This window comes from Streptomyces sp. WM6386 (genome assembly GCF_000972385.1).
Lineage (GTDB): Bacteria > Actinomycetota > Actinomycetes > Streptomycetales > Streptomycetaceae > Streptomyces.
In genome coordinates this window covers 1-21,799 of record NZ_JXTE01000101.1, presented here as the reverse complement: position 1 = coordinate 21,799, position 21,799 = coordinate 1, and the positions used below count along the sequence as shown (strand labels likewise).

Genomic DNA, 21,799 nt, shown 5'->3' with positions numbered 1-21,799 from the left:
CGGTCTCCGCGAGATCCAGTACCGAAGCAACCTCATCGACGGATGCTTCACCGAAACTGGCCTCACCTTGCCGACATCACGGCAACAAGGTCAGTAGCGCCCACCCGCCGACGGAACACCAGTCAGATCCTCGGTGGGCGAGCCTCGTACGGCGTGGACAACACCACCGTCGTCCGCGTCGACACCCCCGCCAGGGACCGCAGCCGGGCCAACAGCTCCTCCAGCTCGTGCGGCGTGGCCACCCGCACCTTGAGGATGTAGTTCTCGTCGCCCGCAACGCTGTGACAGGCCTCGATCTCCGGCACCCCCGCGAGGCGCTCGGCGATGTCGTCCGGCGCGCTGGGATCGAACGGTTTCACCGAGATGAAGGCGGTCATGGGCAGCCCGACGGCCTCGGGGTCGACGACGGCGGCGTACCCACGGATGACGCCACGCTGCTCCAGCCGACGCACCCGCTGGTGCACGGCCGACGTGGACAGGCCCGTGGCCTTGCCGAGGTCTGTGTAGCTCATCCGCCCGTCCTTGACGAGCAGCTGCACGATCTGACGGTCCAGCTCCTCCATGGCGCAAGAACCTACAGTGCCCTTGATCTCCTCGGATACCTGAGCGGCGCAGGTCATACCCGGTTCGTGATGTGGCCGAGAGCCATCTGTGAGCCATCTGAGGGACAAAGCGGCCGCCCCGGGCATCTGCAAGCGGCATGTGACGAACACCACAGCACCCGAACAGTCTCCGTGATGTTCTCGTGATTACCGCCGAGACGGGGCGGGAAGTGCTTGCTGTGGTCGAGGCCGCAGTGCCGTTCACGGCCCAGCCCGAGGGGGAGAACCCAATGCAGAGTCTTAAGCGCCCTGGTCGTACCGCACCCAAGCGACTCCAGGCGGTCGTCGAGCCCGAGCCGGAGGGCGTCGAACCCGACGCCCTCGACGACGAACTCGACGCGTACGACACCTTCGAGATGTTCCGGGTGGTCTGCCCGGACTGTGCGCAGCCCATCGCACTGCTGGCGGACGAGGAGGTCCTGCCGGAGCACGCGCTGTGCGCCTCGCCCTGGAACCCGTTCGGGCTCACGGTCTGCGCCGGCACCGGCCGCCGCGCCTCGGACGCGCGCGCCGCGGACGAGGACCTGGAGCCCCAGGAGCAGGACACCGCCCTGCTGTTGACGCTCCCTCAGGGCCTCGACTGGAGGACCCAGCCCTTCTCGCACGTCGGCGGACCGGGTTCGCGCCCCATCAGGGTCCCCGTCATGCGGCGCCACGCCGCCTGAGCGCCACCCGGTAGCGCAGACCGCGTCGCTCAATCCCAGTAGCTGCCCTGCACCATGGCTCGCAGACTGCCGTGGTGCAGGATCAGTGTGTCCGGGTCCGCCGGGACGACGGCTTCACCGAAGTGCACCTGCCGATAGGCGACGCGCAGCATGACGACGGCGTGCCGCAGGGCGGCGTACAGCGTGTGGAAGTCCATGTCCCGCGGTGTGTGGCCGGTCAGTCGGGCGTAGCGCGTCTCGACCCGGTCGCGGCGGAAGAAGTCCGGCAGGCCGCGCTGTCCGAAGCCGACCGTCAGGTCCTGGAAGAAGCGGTGCAGGTAGATCGCCCAGCCGAGGTCCACCTCGCGCGGGGCGAGCGCCGCCATCTCCCAGTCGAGGACGGCCGCGGGTTCGAATCCGTCGTAGACGACGTTCCCGATGCGCGCGTCACCCCAGTTGAGGACAGGCGTGCCCGGATCGGCGGGCCAGAGGTGCTCCAGCCGGTCGAAGGCGTCCTCGATGAGCGGTGAGCGGGCGAGGCCGTGTCGAAGAGCAGGGTCTCGCTGGACATGCCGTTGGAGGCGGGGACGGTGACGCCGACGGCCTTGGCGCCGGGCAGGCGGGTGCCGAGCCAGACGGTGAGGCGGCGGGCGATGTCCTGCGGGTCGCGGGTGCTGGTGCGCGGGCGAGGCGCCGTCGTCATGTGGTCAACCCCCTTTTGGTGCACCCGACTTACGGTGCGACCGAACCGAAGTCGGTGAACCCGCTCGGGTCGTGCCGTCCGAACGAGCCGTGCTCGAAGATGCCGTGGCCGATCCGGCCGTCCAGGCGGAAACGGGCGCCATGGTCGGTGACCCCGTACGCGGCCGGGGTGTGCGGCTGCGTGAGGTCGTAGGAGCGCCGGTCGGTCCAGCCGTGGCCACGCCAGGTGCCGTGCTGCCAGTCGTCCGCGGGCGGGTGGCCGGCGCCGATCGCCAGCGGGGAGGAGGTGAGGATCTCGACCTCGAGCTCCTGCGGTTTGCGCACGTCGCCGAGGTGGACGAGGGCGCGTTCGGGATGGCGGGTGCCGGGGCGGTAGGTGATCTCGGGCTGGGGCCAGCCGAGTTGGCGGTCGGGGTGGCCGGGGCGGACGAGGGTGGCGTCGTTGAGGGCGCGGTGGCCGTCGGCGTCCTCCTGGACGATCACCATCAGGAAGCGGTCCTCGAAGCGGACGGGGCACCAGAGCCAGTGGAAGCCCTCGGTGGGGTGCTCCTCGGCGAGGCGGCCGCCTTCCTCGCCGAGGACGGGGCGGACGCCCCAGCTGCGGTCGCGGGTGCCGGTCCACTGTGTGGCGGTGACGTGGAACTCCTCGCCTCCGGCGCGCACAGTGCCCGTCACGCCGCCCGCCTGTACGAAGCGACGCCCTTCCAGGGTGAGCCGACCGCCCCGGCGCTGCACATGATGGGGTTCCCACAGTGCGGGGAAGGCGGCGGTCCAGGTCAGGTAGTAGGACAACGACTCGTCGTCACAGACGAGGCGCAGACGGTGCAGCGGCTGCTCGACCTCGATCCGCAGGGGCCCCACCACGAGCCGCATCCGGTCCTCGCCGAGGGCGTCCGAGGCCCGCACCGCATGCAGGGTGTCCCCCATCCGCAGCGTCGCGTAAGCGTCGATCACCCCCAGGTTCGGATACACCCCGAGCCCCACGATCAGCAGCGCCCGCCCCTCGTGATCGAGGACATGGAAGATGCACCGGTCGTAGGCGTTCCGGTCCCCCGTCGCCACGTGCTTCATGGAGAGCGGCACCTGGTGCACCGGGTACTCGTCGAGTGGTACGGGACGGTCGTCGGCCAGGGCAAACCTCCCTGGAGGCGGCTGGGCTGACGGTACGTCAGACCGCAGTAGGTGACCAGATGCCGTGCCTCACGACGTCCGCGAACTCACGGTCGATTCCGTCGGCGGGTGACCTGTCCGGCCGTCACCGCGTTGCCCTGGTATGACCCCCACATATACGGCGACCGGGCGTCAGCGCCGGGTGTTCGTCCCGCCGCCCGCAGAATCGGTTCCGCCGCCGCAGGACCCGCCCATCTACCGGGATCTGATGCGCACCTGGGCCGACCGGGGCCGGACCCTGCCGGGGCGCCACGACCCGGAGTGGGTCCGGCTCGCGGCGCCGCAGGTCAGGCCGGGTCAGTTCAGCGCGTCTCCGGACCCGCTAGGTGACGGGCGATGACCATCCGCTGGATCTGATTGGTGCCCTCGACGATCTGGAGGACCTTGGCCTCGCGCATGTAGCGCTCGACCGGGAAGTCCGCGGTGTAGCCGTATCCGCCGAGGACCTGGACGGCGTCGACGGCGACCTTCATCGCGGTGTCGGTGCAGTGCAGCTTGGCCATCGCGGCCTGCTTGGCGAAGGGCCGGCCGGAGTCCCGCAGCCGCGCGGCCGCCAGGTACAGCGCGCGGCCCGCCTCGATCTGGGTCGCCATGTCGGCGAGCATGAAGCGCAGTCCCTGGAAGTCGGCGATCGGCTTGCCGAACTGCCGTCGCTCGGTCGCGTACGCCACCGCGTGGTCCAGCGCCGCCTGAGCCACACCGATGGCGCAGGCCGCGATGCCGAGCCGCCCGGAGTCGAGCGCGGACAGGGCGATCGCGAAGCCCTGCCCCTCCTCGCCGATGCGCCGGTCGTCGCAGACCCGGACGCCGTCGAGGTGGACCTGGGCGGTGGGCGAGCCCTTCATGCCCATCTTCTTCTCCGGCACCGCCCCGCTCAGCCCCTCGGCGTCACCGGGCACGAGGAACGCGGTGATCCCGCGGGCGCCCTCCTCGCCGGTCCGCGCCATGACGGTGTAGAAGTCGGCGATGCCGCCGTGGGTGATCCAGGCCTTGGTACCCGTGATGACCCAGTCGTCGCCCTCGCGCACGGCCTTGGTCCGCAGGCTCGCGGCGTCCGAGCCGGACGAGGCCTCGGAGAGGCAGTACGCGCCGAGGAGTCCGCCGCCGAGCATCGCGGGCAGATGCTCGATCTGCTGCTCCTTGGTGCCGTAGGCGGCGAGTGCGTAGGAGGCGAGCGTGTGCACGCTGACGCCGAGGCCGACGGTGAGACGGGCCGCGGCGAGTTCCTCGAGGACCTGGAGGTAGACCTCGTAGGGCTGGTCGCCGCCGCCGTACTCGGAGTCGTAGGGCAGTCCGAGCAGTCCGGACCGCGACAGCAGGGTGAACACCTCACGCGGGAAGCGTCCGGCGTCCTCCTCCTCGGCCGCCTTCGGGGCGATCTCCTGCTGCGCGATGTCGCGGACGAGCGAGATCAGCTCCCGGGCCTCGTCCGTGGGCAGTTGACGATCCACCGGCTGCGGGGCGCGGTCGGGCATGGGGACGCTCTCCTCCCTGGTAGGGCACATCGGCGTGCGCCTTTGGATGGGGGCGGCTCCGCCGGGTCTTGCTGAGGGCTAGGCCGATGGTCGCACTTTCGGGTCTCGGAAGCTGTTGACCAGCGGCTCTGCGCTGTGAGTATGCCCGATCGGAGCCATCGAGTCACCAGTTAACGACCGCTTACTTCAGGAAACCTACCCCGGAATCCAGCGCTCCTCGAAATTGGTCCGAACCATTGACGGATTGGTCTAGTCCTCCTACTGTTCCGAACCAACGCCTTACCGCGTCCATGCCAATCGACGCCCGCTCCCTCACCCCCCATGAGGAGACACTCGATGCACGACTCCCCTCGTCCCCGCGCCCGGTTCCGGGCGCTTGTGTCCGCCGCGTGTTGCGCGGTCCTCGGTGCCGGGCCGCTCGCCGGCGCGGGCACCGCGACCGCCGAACCCGCGGCGCAGCCCGCGGTGAAGGCCGGCTCCAAGGTCGTCGGCTACTTCACCGAATGGGGCACCTACGACCGCAAGTACTACGTCAAGAACATCGAGACCTCGGGCTCCGCGGCGAGGCTCACGCACATCAACTACGCCTTCGGCAACGTCACCGGCGGCAAGTGCGCGATGGGCGACTCCTACGCGGCGACCGAACGGACCTACACCGCCGCCGAGTCCGTGGACGGTGTCGCCGACACCTGGGACCAGCCGCTGCGCGGCAACTTCAACCAGCTGCGTGAGCTGAAGAAGAAGCACCCGGGCCTGAAGGTCATCTGGTCCTTCGGCGGCTGGACCTGGTCGAGCGGTTTCGGCGAGGCCGCGAAGAACCCGGCCGCGTTCGCGCAGTCCTGCTACGACCTGGTCGAGAACTCCAAGTGGGCCGATGTCTTCGACGGCATCGACATCGACTGGGAATACCCGAACGCCTGCGGCAACACCTGCGACACCAGCGGCCGGGCGGCCTTCAAGAACCTGATGTCGGCACTGCGGGCCAAGTTCGGCTCCGGCAACCTGGTCACCGCGGCCATCACGGCCGACGCCACCCCGGGCGGCAAGATCGACGCGGCGGACTACGGGGGCGCGGCGCAGTACGTCAACTGGTACAACCCGATGACGTACGACTACTTCGGCGCCTGGGCGGCGACCGGGCCGACGGCTCCGCACTCGGCGCTCAACTCGTACAGCGGCATCCCACAGGCGGGCTACTACACTTCGGCGACCATCGCGAAGCTCAAGGGCCTCGGCATCCCGGCCTCGAAACTGCTGCTCGGCCTCGGCTTCTACGGGCGCGGCTGGACCGGCGTCACCCAGTCGGCACCGGGCGGCACGGCGACCGGCCCGGCGGCGGGGACGTACGAGGCGGGCTTCGAGGACTACAAGGTGCTCAAGGCGAAGTGCCCGGCGACCGGCACGGTGGGTGGCACGGCGTACGCCAAGTGCGGGAACAACTGGTGGAGTTACGACACCCCGTCGACGATCGCCACGAAGATGGCGTACAAGAACCAGCAGGGGCTGGGCGGCACGTTCTTCTGGGAGCTGAGCGGGGACACCACGGGCGGTGAGCTGATCAAGGCGATCAACTAGTCCGACCCGAGCGGGACTTGGGGCGGGGGGACCACGAGCCCTCCGCCCCTCTCCGTCGTCCGGCGTCAGGTGTCCCGGCGGGCCGGGGCAGGGGCCGGGTAGGCGGGGTCCAGCTCCTCGATCGCGCGCATGGTGGCGCCGAGCGTCTTCACCAGGAGTTCGCGCATGGTGTCGCGGGTGAGCTGGGCCGGGCGGTCGATCCAGTCGAGCGTGGCGCCCTCGACGCTGCAGACCCAGGCGAACAGGCCCATGCGGGCCAGCGGTGAGATGTCGGTACGGCCGTACGCCCCGTCGGCGATGGTCGCGACGATCGCCTCACGCACACTGTCCCGGATGGCGTGCACCTCGGCATCGAAGCCGACTCCCCCGCTGACGACGGTGCGGTACGCGGCCTGGTTGTGCTCGGCGAAGCGCAGATAGCTGTCGATCGTGCGCTGGACCCGGTCCACCTGGGGCAGTTGGAGTCCGCTCGCCGCGAAGGTGACCAGGTCGGCGACGGAGTCCTGGATGATGGCCAGGTAGTAGCCGCGCTTGGACTGGAAGTAGTAGTAGATCAGCCCTTTGGCGACATGCGCCTGACGAGCGATGTCGTCCATCGAGAGCGTGTCGTAGGACGTGTCGGCGAACAGCCTCCGCCCGATCGCGATGAGTTCGGCTCGGCGCGCAACCGAACGATCAGTTCCGCGCGCCTTGGGACGAGCGCCGTCACGCTGCTGGCTGATATTCAATTTCGACCCTGGTCTCAACGGGGCGGGACACCCGCAGTATGTCAGGTCAACTATGGATCAGGTCACAGCAGGCCGAGCTGGGCCACGAGCATCGCGACCACCACGACGAGGGTCCAGCCCATGACGTGCTCGAGGGCCTTCGGGCCGTCTTCCTTGGGTCCGCCGGTGCGGACACGGGTGGCGGTGGCTGAGTTCGCAGTCATGTGTCCACCTTGCCACCGACCGGGGCTTTTGCGGCAGAGACGTCGGTCACAGCGGAAAGGCCCCGGTTTCCCGGGGCCTTGACCCGCTTGGCGTGTGACTCAGCGCACACCCACCGCCGCGAGGGCCTTGCACTGCCGTGCGGTCGGCTTCGCCGGGAAGTAGAGGTAGCAGACACCGCCGGTGCCGGAGACGACCTTGCCGCCGGCGTTGTACCGCTTGGTACGGAGCCAGATCTTCTCCCACTCGGCCCGCTTGTAGACCCGCCGTACCGCCTCGTCGTCGGGCGAGGCCGGGTCGTTGGCGATCACGTCGCCGTCGGCGGTGAAGCCGATCACGGTCATCAGGTGGCCGGAGGTGCCGTACCCCGCGCCCGTCAGCTCCTCCTTGAGGAAGGACTGGGACGTTATGGCCGGGATGCCGGCCGCGATCAGCGTCTCCAGGTCGGTGAGGGAGCCGAGCCGGGTGACCACACCCTGGAGGTCCTTGAAGGTGGCCGCGTAGGCCGCGTTGAACGGCCAGTTCCCACAGCCGGCGTACTGATGGTCGAACGTGTACCGGGCCGCGTGGCACACCTGCGGATCGGCGTAGGTCGGATCGACCCAGGCGAGCTGCTCCGGGGTGAGCCGGCCGCCCCAGTACTCGATGATCATCTGCGAGGAGGTGGGACTGCACCAGGCCTCGCCGCCGTTGTCGTACTCCGGGTACTGGCCGGCGTGGATCTCCTGCGAGTAGCGCGGGACGATCAGCTCCTGGGCGAGGCCGGGTGTGGAGGCCGGGACGGTGAAGCGGTCCGGGATGTCGGAGCCCATCGCGCCGAGCCGCCACACGGTGGGGGTCTTCTTGGTACCCGGCTTGCGGTAGAGGGTCAGCCGCAGACGGTACGAGGTGAGGCGCAGGCCCGTCGCCGGGTCGTCGACGGCGAAGGTGTCCGTCCAGATGCTGCTCTTGTCGTCGGTCTGGTCGTCGACCGAGGTCCGCCGGATGTCCTCGTCGCCGGCGGCCCAGCGGCCCATGACGTACCAGGGGGTGTCCGTGCCGTCGGAGTAGGTGCCCTTCAGCTCGACCTGGAGCCAGGTGCCGTCGGGGGTGTGCGCGTTCCAGGACGCGATCGCCTCGGTGGAGGGAACGGCGAGCTCGTGGACGGGGGACGTCCAGGTGGCGTACTCCCAGGCGGCCGTCTTCCCGGTGTGCGGGTCCGTGTAGTCGACGCTGCCCGCGGCGGCGCCGATCACCACGCCCGGCCGGGGACCGGCGACGGCACGGGCGCCCTTCGCGCTGCCGCCGCGCCAGTCGGCGTATGTGGTCCAGAAACGGTTGTCGACGAGGCGACGTTGCGCCCGGTCGGTGTCCGCTGTGTCGGTCGCGCCGTCGGCGGCGGCCGCCGGGCTCGCCGCGCCGGCCACCGCTGCGGCGACCGCGGCGGCCAGAACGGTTCTGCGGGACGGCTGTTCGGCTCTGCTCATGGGCGGAATGACCCCCAAGTTGTCCGAGTCTGGGCAGGTCCACTGCACGGTTGTGCGCCAACTATGGCCAAAGCCGCACGGTCCTGCCAGCACTTCGGGCCATGCCACGCCCACGAATATGGGACTGGACCACTGACATGACCTGCGACGGCGTACGCCCGCACCGCCGCCAAGCGGGCCGGGTGAAGTCCACTGCGGTTCGGCAGCGCCCCGAAGGGGCGCGGGGAACCGCGCGACCAGCCACGACGGCGCCGCGGACGAACAACAACCCGTCCACCGCACTTCCAGCGGAGCGCTTAGAGTGCTGACCGCTCCCTGTCGGACTCGTGAAAGCTCCAGAAATCGGCCATGCGCGCCCTCGCCGACCATCTCCGGGACCTCCCGCCGTCCTGCGGCCCGGTCCGCCTGATCGCCGTCGACGGTCACGCCGGCTCCGGAAAGTCCACGTTCGCCGGACGGTTGGCCGCCGCGCTGGGTGACGCGCCGATGCTGCACCTCGACGACATCGCGAGCCACGACGAGCTGTTCGGCTGGACCGACCGACTGCTGGCCCAGGCGATCGAGCCGCTCAGCCACGGCGAGACGGCGCATTACGCCCCCTACGACTGGCACACCCGCCTCTTCGGCCCGCCCCGCGCCCTCCCGCCGGCACCAGTGGTCCTCGTCGAGGGCGTCGGCGCGGGGCGCCGCGCACTGCGTCCGCACCTGGCGCGGCTGCTGTGGATGGAGTTGTCCCGCGAGGAGTCCTGGACGCGTGGCCGGTCACGGGACGGGGAAGAACAGCGGGAGTTCTGGGCCGGGTGGGTCCGCGCCGAGGCCGAACACTTCGCCGGGGACCCCTCGCGCCCGTACGCCGATCTTCTGGTTCGGCAGGGACAGAAGGGGTACGAGGTACTCCCGGGGCCTGCTGGGACGGTTGGACCGGACCACAAAATCACTCTGGGTGACGGACCATCCGCTGTGTGCTGAACTTGTGAAGACCCTTGCTTCCGAACTTCCCGGAGTGCCTCAACTCGGCTTGACCGGGGGGCCGTACAGGACTTACGTTCTGAATGTGCGGCCTTTCGCAGCCGCCCTCAGACGCGAAGCCCCCGGTTGTTCCCCCGTGATCGGGGGCTTCGTTCTGCCCTCAGCCCCTTTTCCGGGCGCTACGAGCCGTGATTCGCTCACCCTCGGTCACCGTCCCGTGTGCGCCCCGTCTGCTCCCACCTCGCCAAACGGCCTGTGCGGCACCCTTCGACGGCCGCACCCCCGCAGGTACGATGCCCTCGGTGCGACCTACGGACGGGCAGCTCTGCGCACCGTTGCAACTCCGGTCCGCAGCAAGGCGGTTCGATCAAGGCGGTCGGCGGGCGACGGCCCGGTGACCAACCAACGGGGGCACGGTTTGTGGGGGACGTGATGGACTTCGGCACGCAGGGCCCGCAGGCCCCGGCCGACCTCGCCTGGCTGCGAGGTGTGGATGCCTACACGATGGGCGCCTATCCGCAGGCGGAGGAGGAGTTCCGCGCCGCGGTGCGGATGGACCCGGGGATGGCCGACGGCTGGCTCGGGCTGCACGCGTTGCGCGTCGACACGACGACCGCGTTGCTGCGGATGTTCCGGCACCGGGAGCGCTTCGGGGAGCAGCGGGCCCGGCACCGTCGCACCCTCAACTCCTGGTACTGGCTGGGCTGGTGGGTGCAGCCCGTGCTGGAGAGCCCGCGCGACCTGCTGCTCGCGCACGCCTCGCACTGGCTGGACGGACGCCATGTCCCGGAGCTGGACCGGGCCCTCGCGAGCCTGCCGCCCGTGGACACCGACGCCCAGGTGCGCTTCCTGCACGCCTGTCGCTCCTATCTGGTCAAGGACTGGGACCAGCTCGTGCGGCACACCGACCCGCTGATCGACGATTCCCTGCTGGGCATCGAGGCGGGTCTGTTCGGCGGCATGGCCCGGGTGCGCCTGGAGATGTACGGACAGGCCGAGCCGCTTCTCTCGGCGGCCCTGATGCGCTGTCGCAGCGAACAGCCCCAGCGCAAGGAGCTGCGCTACTGGCTCGCCCGCGCGCACGAGGGCACCGGCCGCTCCGCCGCCGCCCTCCCCCTCTACCGTGCCGTGCACCGCGTCGACCCGGCGTTCATGGACACCTCGGCCCGGCTCGCCGCGATCGCCGAGGGCGACGGCTACGACGACGCCGCGGCGGACCTCGCCTCGATCGCGCTCTCCGGCGCCCAGGACGTCCTGGAGGGACCGGACGGCTTCGACCCGCTCTTCGGCGGTACCGACGGCCGCGACCTCAAGTTCTCCGACCCCGACGTGCCACCCGTCGGCCCGCTGCCCTCGGTGTCCGACCCTTCGGTGCGCGAGAAGATCGTCCCGACGCAGTCGCTGCCCGCCGGCCCCACCGACCCCGTCTTACTGGAGGAAGCGCTCAGCGAACTTGAGCGCATGGTGGGCCTGGAGCCCGTGAAGCGCCAGGTCAAGGCACTGTCGGCCCAGCTCAACATGGCACGGCTGCGCGCCGGGCAGGGCCTGCCGGTCCAGCCGCCCAAGCGGCACTTCGTCTTCTCCGGCCCCTCCGGCACCGGCAAGACCACGGTGGCCCGCATCCTGGGCCGCGTCTTCTACGCCCTCGGGCTGCTCGGCGGCGACCACCTCGTGGAGGCCCAGCGCGCCGATCTCGTCGGCGAGTACCTCGGGCAGACCGCCGTGAAGGCCAACGAGCTCATCGACTCCGCGATCGGCGGGGTGCTCTTCGTGGACGAGGCGTACTCGCTCTCCAACTCCGGTTACGGCAAGGGCGATGCGTACGGCGACGAGGCGCTCCAGGTGCTCCTGAAGCGGGCGGAGGACAACCGGGACCACCTCGTGGTGATCCTCGCCGGCTATCCCGAGGGCATGGACCGGCTGCTGGCCGCCAACCCCGGACTGTCGTCGCGCTTCACGACCCGGGTGGACTTCCCCTCGTACCGCCCCCTCGAACTCACCTCCATCGGCGAGGTGTTGGCCCATGAGAACGGTGACGTGTGGGACGAGGAGGCCCTCGACGAGCTGCGGTCGATCGCCGGTCACGTGGTGGACCAGGGGTGGATCGACGAGCTGGGGAACGGGCGGTTCCTGCGGACGCTGTACGAGAAGAGCTGCGCGTATCGGGATCTGCGGTTGTCGACGTATCCGGGGACGTTGACACGGGACGACTTGTCGACGTTGCGGCTGCCGGATCTTATGCAGGCGTACGGGGAAGTGTTGTCGGGGCGGGGGCCGCAGGATCCGTCGACGATGTGAGCCGTGCCTACGCGCTCGGGAGCTACTGGTTCATCGGCGGGTACGAGGAGTTCGTGGTTGCTCGCGCAGTTCCCCGCGCCCCTTCGGGGCGCGGGGTGCAACCTGCATCAGCTCGCTACCGTTTCCTTCGGCTCCGCCATTCTCGGCTGGGGTGGCGTCTCCCGGTGTGCTGGGTCCGTCACCTCGCCCACCAGCAGTTCCAGTACGTCCTCCAGCGCCGCCAGGCCCAGGACCTTGCCCGACGCGTCCGTCACCTGGGCGAGGTGGGTCGCCGCTCGGCGCATGACCGTCAGGGCGTCGTCCAGGGGGAGCTCGGATCGCAGGGTCGTCATCGGGCGCCAGAGCTGCTGGGGTACCGCCCGCTCCGATTCCTCCAGGTCCAGTACGTCCTTGACGTGCAGGTAGCCCATGAAGGCGCCGTTGTCGGCCACGACCGGGAAGCGGGAGTAGCCGGTGCGGGCCGTGAGCTCCACGACCTGGCCGGGTGTGACCGAGGGCCCCACCGTCACCAGTGACTCGCGCTTCAGCAGGACGTCCGTGACCGGGCGGGAGCCCAGTTCCAGGGCGTCCTCCAGGCGTTCCTGCTCCTCGGGGTCCAGGAGGCCCGCCTGGCCGGCGTCCTCCACGAGCCGGTTGAGCTGCTCGCTGGTGAACACCGCCTCGACCTCGTCCTTGGGCTCGACGCGGAAGAGGCGCAGGATGCCCTGGGCGCAGGCGCCGAGGGCGATGGTGATCGGCTTGCAGAAGCGGGCGAAGACGACCAGGCCCGGGCTCAGCCACAGGGCGGCCTTCTCCGGGGCGGCCATCGCCAGGTTCTTCGGGACCATCTCGCCGATGACGAGGTGGAAGAAGACCACCGCGGCCAGGGCGATGACATAGCCGAGCGGGTGGATCATGCCGTGCGGCATGTGGATCCACTCGAAGACCGGCTCCAGCAACTTGGCGACGGTCGGCTCGGCGACCGCGCCCAGCGTCAACGAGCAGATGGTGATGCCGAACTGGGCCGCGGCCATCATCTGCGGCAGCCGCTCCAGGCCGTACAGCACCTGACGGGACCGGGCCGTGCCGAGCGGCTCGATCTGGCTGCGCCGGACGGACACGAGGGCGAACTCGGCGCCGACGAAGAAGCCGTTGGCGAGCACGAGCAGCGCGGCAAACAGGAGTTGGAGCACACTCATCGGGCGGCCTCCACAACCGCGGGGGCCGTTCTGACCAGTCGTACGCGCTCGGCGCGGTAGTGCCCGACCTGGCGTACCGAGAGCCGCCAGCCGGGAAGTTCGGCCCGGTCGCCCACGGCCGGGATGCGGCCGAGCAGGTCGGCGACGAGCCCGGCGACCGTCTCGTACGGTCCCTCGGGCACGTCGAGGCCTATGCGCTGGAGGATGTCGACACGGCAGCTGCCGTCGGCGTCCCAGGTGGGCTTGCCGTCCTCGGACGGGGCGGCGGCGAGTTCGGGGACGTCCAGACCGTCGTGCTCGTCGCGGACCTCGCCGACGATCTCCTCGACGATGTCCTCCAGGGTGACCACACCGGCCGTGCCGCCGTACTCGTCGACGACGACGGCGATGGGCTGCTCGCTGCGCAGCCGGGCCAGCAGCGGCTGGACCGGGAGGGTCTCCGGCACCAGCAGGGCCGGGCGGGCGATCCTGGCGACCGGGGTGCGCAGCCGGTCGTGGGTCGGGACGGCCAGCGCGTCCTTGAGGTGGACCATGCCGACGATCTCGTCGATCTTCTCGCGGTAGACGGGGAAGCGGGACAGGCCGGTGGCGCGGGTCAGGTTGACCACGTCCTCGGCGGTCGCGGACGCCTGGAGAGAACTGACCTTCACGCGCGGGGTCATGACGTGCTGCGCGGTCAGCTCGGCCAGCGACAGGGTCCGTACGAAGAGGTCGGCCGTGTCCTGTTCCAGGGCGCCGGCCCGCGCCGAGTGCCGGGCCAGGGAGACCAGCTCGCCGGGGGTGCGGGCGGAGGCCAGCTCCGCGGTGGGCTCGACACCCATGGCGCGGACGAGACGGTTGGCGACGGCGTTCAGCGCGGCGATGACCGGGCGGAACAGCCGGGCGAAGGCGTGCTGCGGGCCGGCGACGAAGCGCGCGACCTGGAGCGGCTTGGACACCGCCCAGTTCTTGGGCACGAGTTCGCCGATCACCATCTGCACGGCGGAGGCCAGCAGCATGCCGACGACCACGGTGACACCGGAGGCGGCCCCCTCGGGGACACCGATCGCGGTGAACGGTCCGTGCAGCAGCTCCGCGAGCGCCGGTTCGGCGAGCATGCCGACGACGAGGGAGGTGATGGTGATGCCGAGCTGGGTGCCGGAGAGCTGGAAGGAGAGCTCCTTGAGCGACTCGACGACCGTGCGGGCTCGCTTGTCGCCCTCGGCTGCGGCCTTCTCGGCGTCCGGTCGCTCGACCGTCACGAGGCCGAACTCGGCGGCCACGAAGAAGCCGTTGGCGAGAATCAGCAGGAAGGCAGCTGCCAGGAGCAGCAGGGGGATGGTCATGCCGCCGCCTCGGTATGCCGGGAGGGGGCGGCGCAGGTACTACAGGACGATCCGTCCATCGCTGGAGGGAATCACTCCTCGGATAGCAGTGGGCCTCTGAAGACCGGGGGGAACATCAGCGGCGGAGGCGCCGGGAAAACGCCTCCGCCAACAGATTAATCAAGACATGGCCCTCTACGGCAGATCCCCCGGCCCGCGGGACTCGACGAGCGACCGCAGTGCGCGGGCGTCGGCGATGGCCTGCTGCTTGGCGATACCGGGCTGGATGCCAAGCGCGGGCAGGCTGGTGCCGTCCGTGAGGTTGAGGAAGACCCAGGGGTCGCCCGGCCGGAGATTGACCTGGACGATCTCGGCCCAGTCGAGATGCCGCTTGCCGGCGATGTTCACGACGGTGACGCCGGACTCGTCGGCGACCACCTTCACTCGGGCGAGCAGGGCCAGCACACCGGCCAGGAGCGCCGCGGTGAAGATGAAGCTCAGGCGCTCGCCCGGGCCGAGCTTCTCCAGCAGCAGCGCGATCGCCGTGATGACCACGAAGAGCGCGACGGCGGCGGTGAGCAGGACGGCCCTGGTGCGGCCCGGCCGGAAGGTGACGGGGAGGGTGGGAACGTCGGACATGGCTGCGCGGCCCCTCAGAGACGGCAGGCGTGGATGGACGTCGTCAGGATGGCCCGCGCGCCGATGTCGTACAGGTCGTCCATGATCCGCTGCGCTTCCTTGGCCGGGACCATCGCACGGACGGCGACCCAGCCCTCGTTGTGCAGCGGGGAGACGGTCGGGGACTCCAGGCCCGGCGTGAGCGCCACCGCCTTCTCGAGCTGCTCGACCCGGCAGTCGTAGTCCATCATCACGTACGTCCGGGCCACGAGGACGCCCTGGAGGCGGCGCAGGAACTGCTGCACCTTGGGCTCGTTCTCCGAGGAGGTGTCGGCGTCCACGCGGCGGATCACGATCGCCTCGGACTTCATGATCGGCTCGCCGAAGACCTCCAGGCCCGCGTTGCGCAGCGAGGTGCCGGTCTCGACGACGTCCGCGATGACCTCGGCGACACCGAGTTCGATGGCGGTCTCGACGGCGCCGTCGAGGTGGACGACGGAGGCGTCGACGCCGCTGTCGGCGAGGTGGCCCTCGACGATGCCCTCGTAGGAGGTGGCGACCGTCTTGCCCTTGAGGTCCTCGACGCCGCCGGCCGTGCCCGGCTTGGCGGCGAAGCGGAAGGTGGAGCGGGCGAAGCCGAGCGGGAGGATCTCCTCGGCCTTGGCACCGGAGTCGATCAGCAGGTCGCGGCCGGTGATGCCGATGTCGAGGCGGCCGGAGGAGACGTAGATCGCGATGTCGCGGGGGCGGAGGTAGAAGAACTCGACCTCGTTGACCGGGTCGACGATCCGCAGCTCCTTGGACTCCCGGCGCTGCTGGTAGCCGGCCTCATGCAGCATCTCCGCCGCAGGGCCTGACAGGGAACCCTTGTTGGGGACGGCGATGCGCAGCATGAGGTCGGCTTCCTTCGCGTGAAATGGGGTGAACTGTCTCGAAAGGTTTTACAGATGGGCGTAGACGTCGTCCAGCGAGATTCCGCGGGCGACCATCATCACCTGGACGTGGTACAGCAGCTGCGAGATCTCCTCTGCGGCCGCCTCCTTGCCCTCGTACTCGGCGGCCATCCAGACCTCTGCGGCCTCTTCGACGACCTTCTTGCCGATGGCATGGACACCCTTGCCGACCAGCTCTGCGGTGCGGGAAGTGGCGGGGTCGCCGGTGGCGGCCTTCTGCTGGAGCTCGGTGAAGAGCTCCTCGAACGTCTTATTGGACATGGTGACGCTCAGCCTATGCCACACCCGGGTTCGGTCAGCGCCACGGTTCAGATACTGAGCGGAGGGTGGCCGCCGTCGCCACCGCCGCCGTCACCGCCTCGTGCCCCTTGTCCTCGTTGGAGCCCTCGATGCCCGCGCGGTCCAGGGCCTGCTCCTCGGTGTCGCAGGTCAGCACGCCCATGCCGATGGGGACGCCGGTGTCGACGGAGACCTGGGTGAGGCCCTGGGTCACGCCCTGGCAGACGTACTCGAAGTGGGGGGTGCCGCCGCGGATCACGACGCCAAGGGCGACGATCGCGTCGTAGCCGCGGCCCGCGAGGACCTTGGCGACGACCGGGAGCTCCCAGGTGCCGGGGACCCGCAGGAGGGTCGGCTCGTCGATCCCCAGGTCGTGCAGGGCGCGCAGGGCGCCGTCCACCAGACCGTCCATCACCTTCTCGTGCCACTGCGCCGCGATTACGGCGACCCGCAGGTCACCCACGTTGCGTACGGACAGCTCCGGTGCACCCTTGCCGCTCACGTTCTCTGATCTCCTCGTTACTGGTTGCTGCAGGTGGATGTCGACGGCGCGGCCGTGTCCAGCCAGGGCAGGTCGTGTCCCATCCGGTCCCGCTTGGTCCGCAGGTAGGTGAGGTTGTGCTCGCCCGCCTGTACCGGCATCGGCTCCCGTCCGTTGACCTTGAGGCCGTGGCGCAGAAGGGCGTCGGACTTGTCGGGGTTGTTGGTCATCAGGCGCACACTGCGCACACCGAGGTCCTCGAGGATCTGGGCGCCCGCGCCGTAGTCCCGGGCGTCGGCGGGCAGACCGAGCTCCAGGTTGGCGTCGAGGGTGTCGCGGCCGCGCTCCTGGAGCTCGTACGCGCGCAGCTTGGAGACCAGGCCGATGCCGCGCCCCTCATGGCCGCGCAGATAGACCACCACTCCCCTGCCCTCGTCCTGTATGCGCGCCAGGGAGGCGTCCAGCTGGGGTCCGCAGTCGCAGCGCGCGGAGCCGAAGATGTCGCCGGTCAGGCACTCGGAGTGGACGCGCACCAGGACGTCCTCGCCGTCGCCGATCTCGCCGTGGACGAGGGCGACGTGCTCGACGCCGTCGACGGTGGAGCGGTAGCCGTACGCCGTGAACTCGCCGTGGGAGGTGGGGAGGTGGACCTCGGCCTCGCGGCGGACCGTGGGCTCGGCGGTCCGGCGGTAGGCGATCAGGTCCTCGATGGAGATGATCGTCAGGCCGTGCTTGCGGGCGAACGGGATCAGCTCGGGCAGCCGCAGCATACGGCCGTCCTCGCCGGCGATCTCGACGATGGCGCCGGCCGGGCGCAGGCCCGCGAGCCGGGCGAGGTCGACGGCGGCCTCCGTGTGGCCGTTGCGCGTCAGGACCCCGCCGGCCTTGGCGCGGAGCGGGAAGACGTGGCCGGGGCGCACGAAGTCGGTGGGCTCGGCGTCGCCGCCCGCCAGCAGCCGGAGCGTGGTCGCGCGGTCGGCGGCCGAGATGCCGGTGCTCACCCCGTGGGCGGCGGAGGCGTCCACGGAGACCGTGAACGCGGTCTTCATCGACTCGGTGTTGTCCGCGACCATCTGCGGCAGTTCGAGTCGCTCCAGCTCCTCGCCCTCCATGGGGGCGCAGATCAGGCCACGGCACTCGCTCATCATGAAGGCGACGATCTCGGGGGTCGCCTTCTCCGCGGCGATGACGAGGTCGCCCTCGTTCTCCCGGTCCTCGTCGTCGACCACGACGATCGGGCGGCCGGCGGCGATGTCGGCGATGGCCTGCTCGATCGGGTCGAGCGTGAGGTCCTCGATGCCGTCCGTGCTGTACAGGATCGGTGCCGTGCTCATGCCGGCGCTCCTTCCAGAGCGGGCCGCGTGCCCTGGCGGGAGCGCAGCCACCAGTCGCGCATGCCCCACAGGACGAGCGCGCCGTAGATGACGTAGACGAAGCCGGAGAAGGCGTAGCCGTTGGCGAAGTTGAGGGGGACGCCGACCAGGTCGACCAGGAGCCAGGCGAACCAGAACTCGACCATGCCGCGTGCCTGGGCGTACATGGCGACGATGGTGCCGACGAAGATGTAGGCGTCCGGCCAAGGGTCCCAGGACAGACTCGGGTACGCCTTGAAGAGCAGGGCGACCGCGACGGTGCCGACGGCGGCCGCGCCGACCATCACCGCGCGCTCGGTCCAGGTGGCGAACCGCGGGGCGATGTGGCCGTCGCCGGTCTCGCCCTTCTTCCGGTTCCACTGCCACCAGCCGTACAGCGCTACGACCATGACGATCGCCTGCTTGCCCGCGCTGCCGGTCAGATGGCCGTAGAACGCGCCGAAGAGGATGAGGCCGGCCAGGAACTGCACGGGCCAGCTCCAGATGGAGCGCCGCCAGCCGAGGGCGAGGGCGACCAGGCCGGTGATGTTGCCGATCATGTCCGACCAGAGGATGTGCTGGTCGAAGGCGGTGAACGCCTCGGAGTTCAGCCAGTTCACCGGCCCGCTCCCTGGGTGCTCGCGAGAAGCCGCTCGACGTACTTGGCGACGACGTCGACCTCGAGGTTGACCGGGTCGCCGGGCTGCTTGTGGCCGAGCGTGGTCAGGTCGAGGGTGGTCGGGATGAGGCTGACGGTGAAGTAGTCGGGGCCGGCGTCGACGACGGTGAGGCTGATGCCGTCGACGGTGATGGAGCCCTTCTCCACGACGTAGCGCGCGAGGTCCGCGGGGAGGGAGACCTTGACGATCTCCCAGTTCTCGGACGGCTTGCGCTCCAGGACCTGGCCGGTGCCGTCGACATGGCCCTGCACGATGTGGCCGCCGAGACGGGCGCCCACGGCGGTGGGGCGTTCGAGGTTGACGCGGGAGCCGACGGCGAGGGCGCCGAGACTGGAGCGGTCGAGGGTCTCTGCCATGACGTCGGCGGTGAACTCGTCGCCCTCGTGCTCGACGACGGTGAGGCAGACGCCGTTGACGGCGATCGAGTCACCGTGCTTCGCGCCCTCGGTGACGACGGGGCCTCGCAGGCGGAAGCGACACGCATCGCCGAGGTTCTCGACGGCGGTGATCTCGCCCAGCTCTTCGACGATTCCGGTGAACACTTCCCGGGTCCTCCTGCCACATCGGGGCACGGACTCCGGGGCTGTCGATGACGACAGAGTGAACGAGCGAGAGCACTGGGGGCGACGCCGGACAGACCCGCCCACATGGACGAGTAGATACGGCGGCGCGCACGAATGCCCGCCCGCCGCGCACTGCCTCCCATCCGGACTTTAACCGTCGGTCCAGGAATTTCACCTGGTCAACCGGCCACTGGAAGTGACCGGGTCGCGGACTGTAACCGCCGGTTCGGACTTTCACCGACCCCGGAGTGCGCTGCTTTAAAGGTACAGAGCCAGTGTGCCACGGCTGATCGAGGTCCATACGGGTGAGTGATGTGGAGTGGCTCACAGGTGGTGTCGCTGGACTTCTCAACCCGCCCGACCTGTTGCACCCTCTGGTCTAGTCCTTTTTGGATCTCCGCAGACGGCCCGGCGGCGGTGACGACGGCCCTTGCCCGCCGCCGGGTCCCTCACCGCTCGGGCATGGCAGGGTGACAGGCATGACGAGTGCGTTCGCCGACGAGTTCGAGAGCCATCGTCCGCGGCTGTTCGGCCTGGCCTATCGCATGCTGGGCTCGGCGGAAGAGGCCGAGGACACCGTCCAGGACGCCTATCTGCGCTTCAGCGGCGCCGACCGGGCCGGTATCGAGCGCCTCGGGGCCTGGCTCGCGAAGGTCGTCACCAATCTCTGCCTGACCCGGCTGACCTCGGCCAGGGCGCGGCGCGAGACCTACGTCGGGAGCTGGCTGCCGGAGCCCGTCGTCACGTCGGACGGCACGCTCGGCCCTCTGGAGTCCGCCGAGCAGCGCGACGCGGTGTCGATGGCGGTAATGGTCCTGCTGGAGCGGCTCACGCCGACCGAGCGGGCGGTGTACGTGCTGCGGGAGGCGTTCGCCTACGGATACCGGGCGATCGCCGACGTACTCGATCTGAGCGAGGCCAACTGCCGTCAGTTGCACCGCAGGGCGGTACAGCGGGTGGGTGAGCCCGAGTCGCGGTTCGAGGCCGCGCCCGATCGGCGGGAGGAGCTGGTCGCCTCGTTCGTCGCCGCGGCCCGGGAGGGCGATCTCTCCGGTCTGGAGAAACTGCTCGCGGCCGACGCGACCTGGTGGAGCGACGGCGGCGGCAAGGTGTCCGCGGCCCTGCGGCCGGTCGAAGGACGCGAGAAGGTCATCCGCTTCCTGCTGGGTGCGTTCGAGAAGTGGGGCCGGGCCCTGCGGTTCACGACGGCCGAGGTCAACGGCGGGACAGGGGTCGCCCTGTGGGCGGGCGAGGCGCTCGCCGCCCTGGTGACCTTCGAGGCGCGGGACGGGCTGATCGGCGACATGCGGGCCGTATTGAACCCGGACAAACTGGAATTCGTGCGCGGTCAGCTCGCCCACCCGTAGTGGCCTGTCACATTTCGCCGGGGGTATGTGGTCTCAGCTGGTGAGGGACGCTCCACCCGGGAGCGTCCGGCGTCCGAAGGGACGGAACAGCATGACCACGATCCTGGTGACCGGCGGTACCGGAACGCTCGGCCGGCTCGTCGCCGAGCGGCTGCGAGCGGACGGGCACGAGGTGCGGGTGCTCAGCCGGCACGCCCAGCCGTACGCCGTCGACCTGCGCGAGGGGGGTGCCGCGCTGGACGTGGCCGTCGAGGGCGTGGACACGGTCGTGCACTGCGCGACCACGCAGACCGGCGGCGACGAGAAGGCGGCCGTCAACCTGATCGCGGCGGCGCGGCGGGCCGGGGTGGGACATCTGGTCTACATCTCGATCGTCGGCGTCGACCGGGTGCCGTTCGGGTACTACCGGTCCAAGCTCGCCGTGGAGAAGCAGGTCGAGGAGTCGGGGCTGGGGTGGACCGTGCTGCGGGCGACCCAGTTCCACGATCTGCTGGTGCGGGCGCTCCGGGCGATGGCCAAGTCGCCGGTCCTGGTGCTTCCCGCCGGGGTGAGCGACCAGCCGGTCGAGGTGGCCGAAGTCGCGGACCGGCTGGCCGAGTTGGCGGCCGGGTCGCCCGCGGGGCGGGTGGCGGACCTGGGTGGGCCCGAGGTGCGGTCGTTCGAGTCGCTGGCTCAGGCCTACGTGAAGGCGTCGGGGCGTCGACGGGCCGTGGTGAACGTGCCGTTGACGGGGAAGGCGTACCGCGGTTTCCGGGCGGGTGGGCATCTGGCGCCGGAACAGGCCGTGGGGAAGGGGACGTTCGAGGAGTATCTGGCGCGGAGCCTCGGCAGCGAGGGCTGAGCACGGCTGACACGGCCCCGCGCCCCTACCGGGGCGCGAAGAGGTAGTCCTGCGCCCGGTCCCGTGCCGTCAGCAGGGCACCGCGCAGGACAGCCCCACCGCCGAGAACGCTGGGCCGTACCTCGGTCGGCAGTGGTGACATCCGGCGGACTCGCCGCTCCACGAGCGCGGCGAGTTCCGCCCCGCCCGCCTGCCCGACCTCCCCACCGAGAACCACACACCCGGGGTCCAGGACGGCCACGACGGACGAGACGCCGACAGCGAGCCGGTCCGCCAGCGCGCCCAGGAAGCCGTCCGCCCCCTCCGCCACCGCCCTCGCCACCAGCACCGCCGCCACCGGCTCGGCCCCGGAC

At 70.2% G+C, this 21,799-nt stretch carries 23 protein-coding genes and 1 riboswitch; of the genes, 6 read left to right on the top strand and 17 right to left on the bottom strand.

The genetic code is table 11. The annotated features are described in order from the left end of the window. Positions 1-122: 122 nt before the first annotated feature. The gene (locus TN53_RS37640) at positions 123-563 is read right to left on the bottom strand and encodes an Lrp/AsnC family transcriptional regulator (protein ID WP_030677853.1); all 441 of its coding nucleotides are present in this window, start codon (positions 561-563) and stop codon (positions 123-125) included. A gap of 269 nt (positions 564-832) precedes the next feature. Here TN53_RS37640 and TN53_RS37635 point away from each other — a divergent pair, with 269 nt between their 5' ends. Continuing rightward, positions 833-1,267 (top strand): hypothetical protein, encoded by a 435-nt coding sequence (locus TN53_RS37635; protein ID WP_046263339.1) that lies wholly within the window; start codon positions 833-835, stop codon positions 1,265-1,267. Between the two features lie 29 nt (positions 1,268-1,296). On the opposite strand, the gene TN53_RS37630 is transcribed toward TN53_RS37635, so the two are convergent. The 3 genes from TN53_RS37630 to TN53_RS37620 all read right to left on the bottom strand — a co-directional run bounded on the left by TN53_RS37630 (position 1,297) and on the right by TN53_RS37620 (position 4,593). Then, positions 1,297-1,881 carry a phosphotransferase gene (locus tag TN53_RS37630; protein WP_095046945.1) on the bottom strand — a complete coding sequence of 195 codons (585 nt, stop codon included), beginning with the start codon at positions 1,879-1,881 and terminating at the stop codon, positions 1,297-1,299. 97 nt (positions 1,882-1,978) lie between these two features. Beyond that, positions 1,979-3,079: a hypothetical protein gene (locus TN53_RS37625; protein ID WP_046263338.1), complete on the bottom strand. Its 1,101-nt coding sequence runs from the start codon at positions 3,077-3,079 to the stop codon at positions 1,979-1,981. Positions 3,080-3,420: 341 nt separating this feature from the next. Beyond that, positions 3,421-4,593: an acyl-CoA dehydrogenase family protein gene (locus TN53_RS37620; RefSeq protein WP_046263337.1), complete on the bottom strand. Its 1,173-nt coding sequence runs from the start codon at positions 4,591-4,593 to the stop codon at positions 3,421-3,423. Between the two features lie 336 nt (positions 4,594-4,929). Here TN53_RS37620 and TN53_RS37615 point away from each other — a divergent pair, with 336 nt between their 5' ends. Beyond that, complete coding sequence (locus TN53_RS37615) at positions 4,930-6,168, top strand: glycoside hydrolase family 18 protein (RefSeq protein WP_046263336.1); 1,239 nt, start codon at positions 4,930-4,932, stop codon at positions 6,166-6,168. Positions 6,169-6,233: 65 nt separating this feature from the next. Here the strand turns inward: TN53_RS37615 and TN53_RS37610 are convergent, their stop codons facing one another. The 3 genes from TN53_RS37610 to TN53_RS37605 form a co-directional block, all read right to left on the bottom strand. Beyond that, on the bottom strand, positions 6,234-6,896 hold the full coding sequence (locus tag TN53_RS37610; RefSeq protein WP_046263335.1) for a TetR/AcrR family transcriptional regulator: 663 nt from the start codon (positions 6,894-6,896) through the stop codon (positions 6,234-6,236). 62 nt (positions 6,897-6,958) lie between these two features. Continuing rightward, positions 6,959-7,099, bottom strand: a complete 141-nt coding sequence (locus TN53_RS47030; protein WP_107080586.1) for an SCO1431 family membrane protein — start codon at positions 7,097-7,099, stop codon at positions 6,959-6,961. Positions 7,100-7,198: 99 nt separating this feature from the next. Further along, positions 7,199-8,563, bottom strand: a complete 1,365-nt coding sequence (locus tag TN53_RS37605; protein ID WP_046263334.1) for a peptidase C39 family protein — start codon at positions 8,561-8,563, stop codon at positions 7,199-7,201. A 348-nt stretch (positions 8,564-8,911) separates the two neighbouring features. On the opposite strand from TN53_RS37605, the gene TN53_RS37600 reads away from it, so the two are divergent. Beyond that, a complete protein-coding gene (locus TN53_RS37600; RefSeq protein WP_046263333.1) occupies positions 8,912-9,532 on the top strand; it encodes a uridine kinase family protein in 621 nt (206 codons plus the stop codon). A gap of 432 nt (positions 9,533-9,964) precedes the next feature. Next, complete coding sequence (locus TN53_RS37595; protein WP_046263332.1) at positions 9,965-11,830, top strand: AAA family ATPase; 1,866 nt, start codon at positions 9,965-9,967, stop codon at positions 11,828-11,830. A 107-nt stretch (positions 11,831-11,937) separates the two neighbouring features. On the opposite strand, the gene TN53_RS37590 is transcribed toward TN53_RS37595, so the two are convergent. From TN53_RS37590 to TN53_RS37550, 9 genes are all read right to left on the bottom strand, one after another. Next, positions 11,938-13,008, bottom strand: a complete 1,071-nt coding sequence (locus TN53_RS37590) for a hemolysin family protein (protein WP_046263331.1) — start codon at positions 13,006-13,008, stop codon at positions 11,938-11,940. Beyond that, positions 13,005-14,333, bottom strand: coding sequence for a hemolysin family protein (locus TN53_RS37585; protein WP_046263330.1), 1,329 nt, complete (start codon positions 14,331-14,333; stop codon positions 13,005-13,007). Before TN53_RS37585 ends, TN53_RS37590 begins: the two co-directional genes overlap by 4 nt. A gap of 174 nt (positions 14,334-14,507) precedes the next feature. Next, positions 14,508-14,951: a PH domain-containing protein gene (locus tag TN53_RS37580; RefSeq protein WP_046263329.1), complete on the bottom strand. Its 444-nt coding sequence runs from the start codon at positions 14,949-14,951 to the stop codon at positions 14,508-14,510. A 14-nt stretch (positions 14,952-14,965) separates the two neighbouring features. Further along, positions 14,966-15,823 (bottom strand): ATP phosphoribosyltransferase, encoded by an 858-nt coding sequence (hisG, locus tag TN53_RS37575; protein WP_046263328.1) that lies wholly within the window; start codon positions 15,821-15,823, stop codon positions 14,966-14,968. Positions 15,824-15,871: 48 nt separating this feature from the next. Then, positions 15,872-16,144, bottom strand: coding sequence for a phosphoribosyl-ATP diphosphatase (locus TN53_RS37570; protein WP_018534786.1), 273 nt, complete (start codon positions 16,142-16,144; stop codon positions 15,872-15,874). A gap of 34 nt (positions 16,145-16,178) precedes the next feature. Then, positions 16,179-16,664, bottom strand: coding sequence for a 6,7-dimethyl-8-ribityllumazine synthase (gene ribH, locus TN53_RS37565; RefSeq protein WP_046263327.1), 486 nt, complete (start codon positions 16,662-16,664; stop codon positions 16,179-16,181). A 17-nt stretch (positions 16,665-16,681) separates the two neighbouring features. Next, positions 16,682-17,977 carry a bifunctional 3,4-dihydroxy-2-butanone-4-phosphate synthase/GTP cyclohydrolase II gene (locus TN53_RS37560; protein WP_046263326.1) on the bottom strand — a complete coding sequence of 432 codons (1,296 nt, stop codon included), beginning with the start codon at positions 17,975-17,977 and terminating at the stop codon, positions 16,682-16,684. Then, positions 17,974-18,615, bottom strand: a complete 642-nt coding sequence (locus TN53_RS37555) for a nicotinamide mononucleotide transporter family protein (protein WP_046263325.1) — start codon at positions 18,613-18,615, stop codon at positions 17,974-17,976. The genes TN53_RS37560 and TN53_RS37555 overlap by 4 nt, the downstream gene beginning before the upstream one ends. After that, a complete protein-coding gene (locus tag TN53_RS37550) occupies positions 18,612-19,217 on the bottom strand; it encodes a riboflavin synthase (RefSeq protein ID WP_046263324.1) in 606 nt (201 codons plus the stop codon). The genes TN53_RS37555 and TN53_RS37550 overlap by 4 nt, the downstream gene beginning before the upstream one ends. A 146-nt stretch (positions 19,218-19,363) precedes the next feature. After that, positions 19,364-19,494, bottom strand: a riboswitch (FMN riboswitch). 223 nt (positions 19,495-19,717) lie between these two features. Here TN53_RS37550 and TN53_RS37545 point away from each other — a divergent pair. Then, positions 19,718-20,605: an RNA polymerase sigma-70 factor gene (locus TN53_RS37545; protein ID WP_046263323.1), complete on the top strand. Its 888-nt coding sequence runs from the start codon at positions 19,718-19,720 to the stop codon at positions 20,603-20,605. A gap of 91 nt (positions 20,606-20,696) precedes the next feature. Continuing rightward, positions 20,697-21,446: an SDR family oxidoreductase gene (locus TN53_RS37540; RefSeq protein ID WP_046263322.1), complete on the top strand. Its 750-nt coding sequence runs from the start codon at positions 20,697-20,699 to the stop codon at positions 21,444-21,446. Positions 21,447-21,471: 25 nt separating this feature from the next. Here the strand turns inward: TN53_RS37540 and TN53_RS37535 are convergent. Further along, on the bottom strand, positions 21,472-21,799 hold a 328-nt coding region (locus TN53_RS37535), incomplete at its 5' end, for an ROK family protein (RefSeq protein ID WP_046263321.1).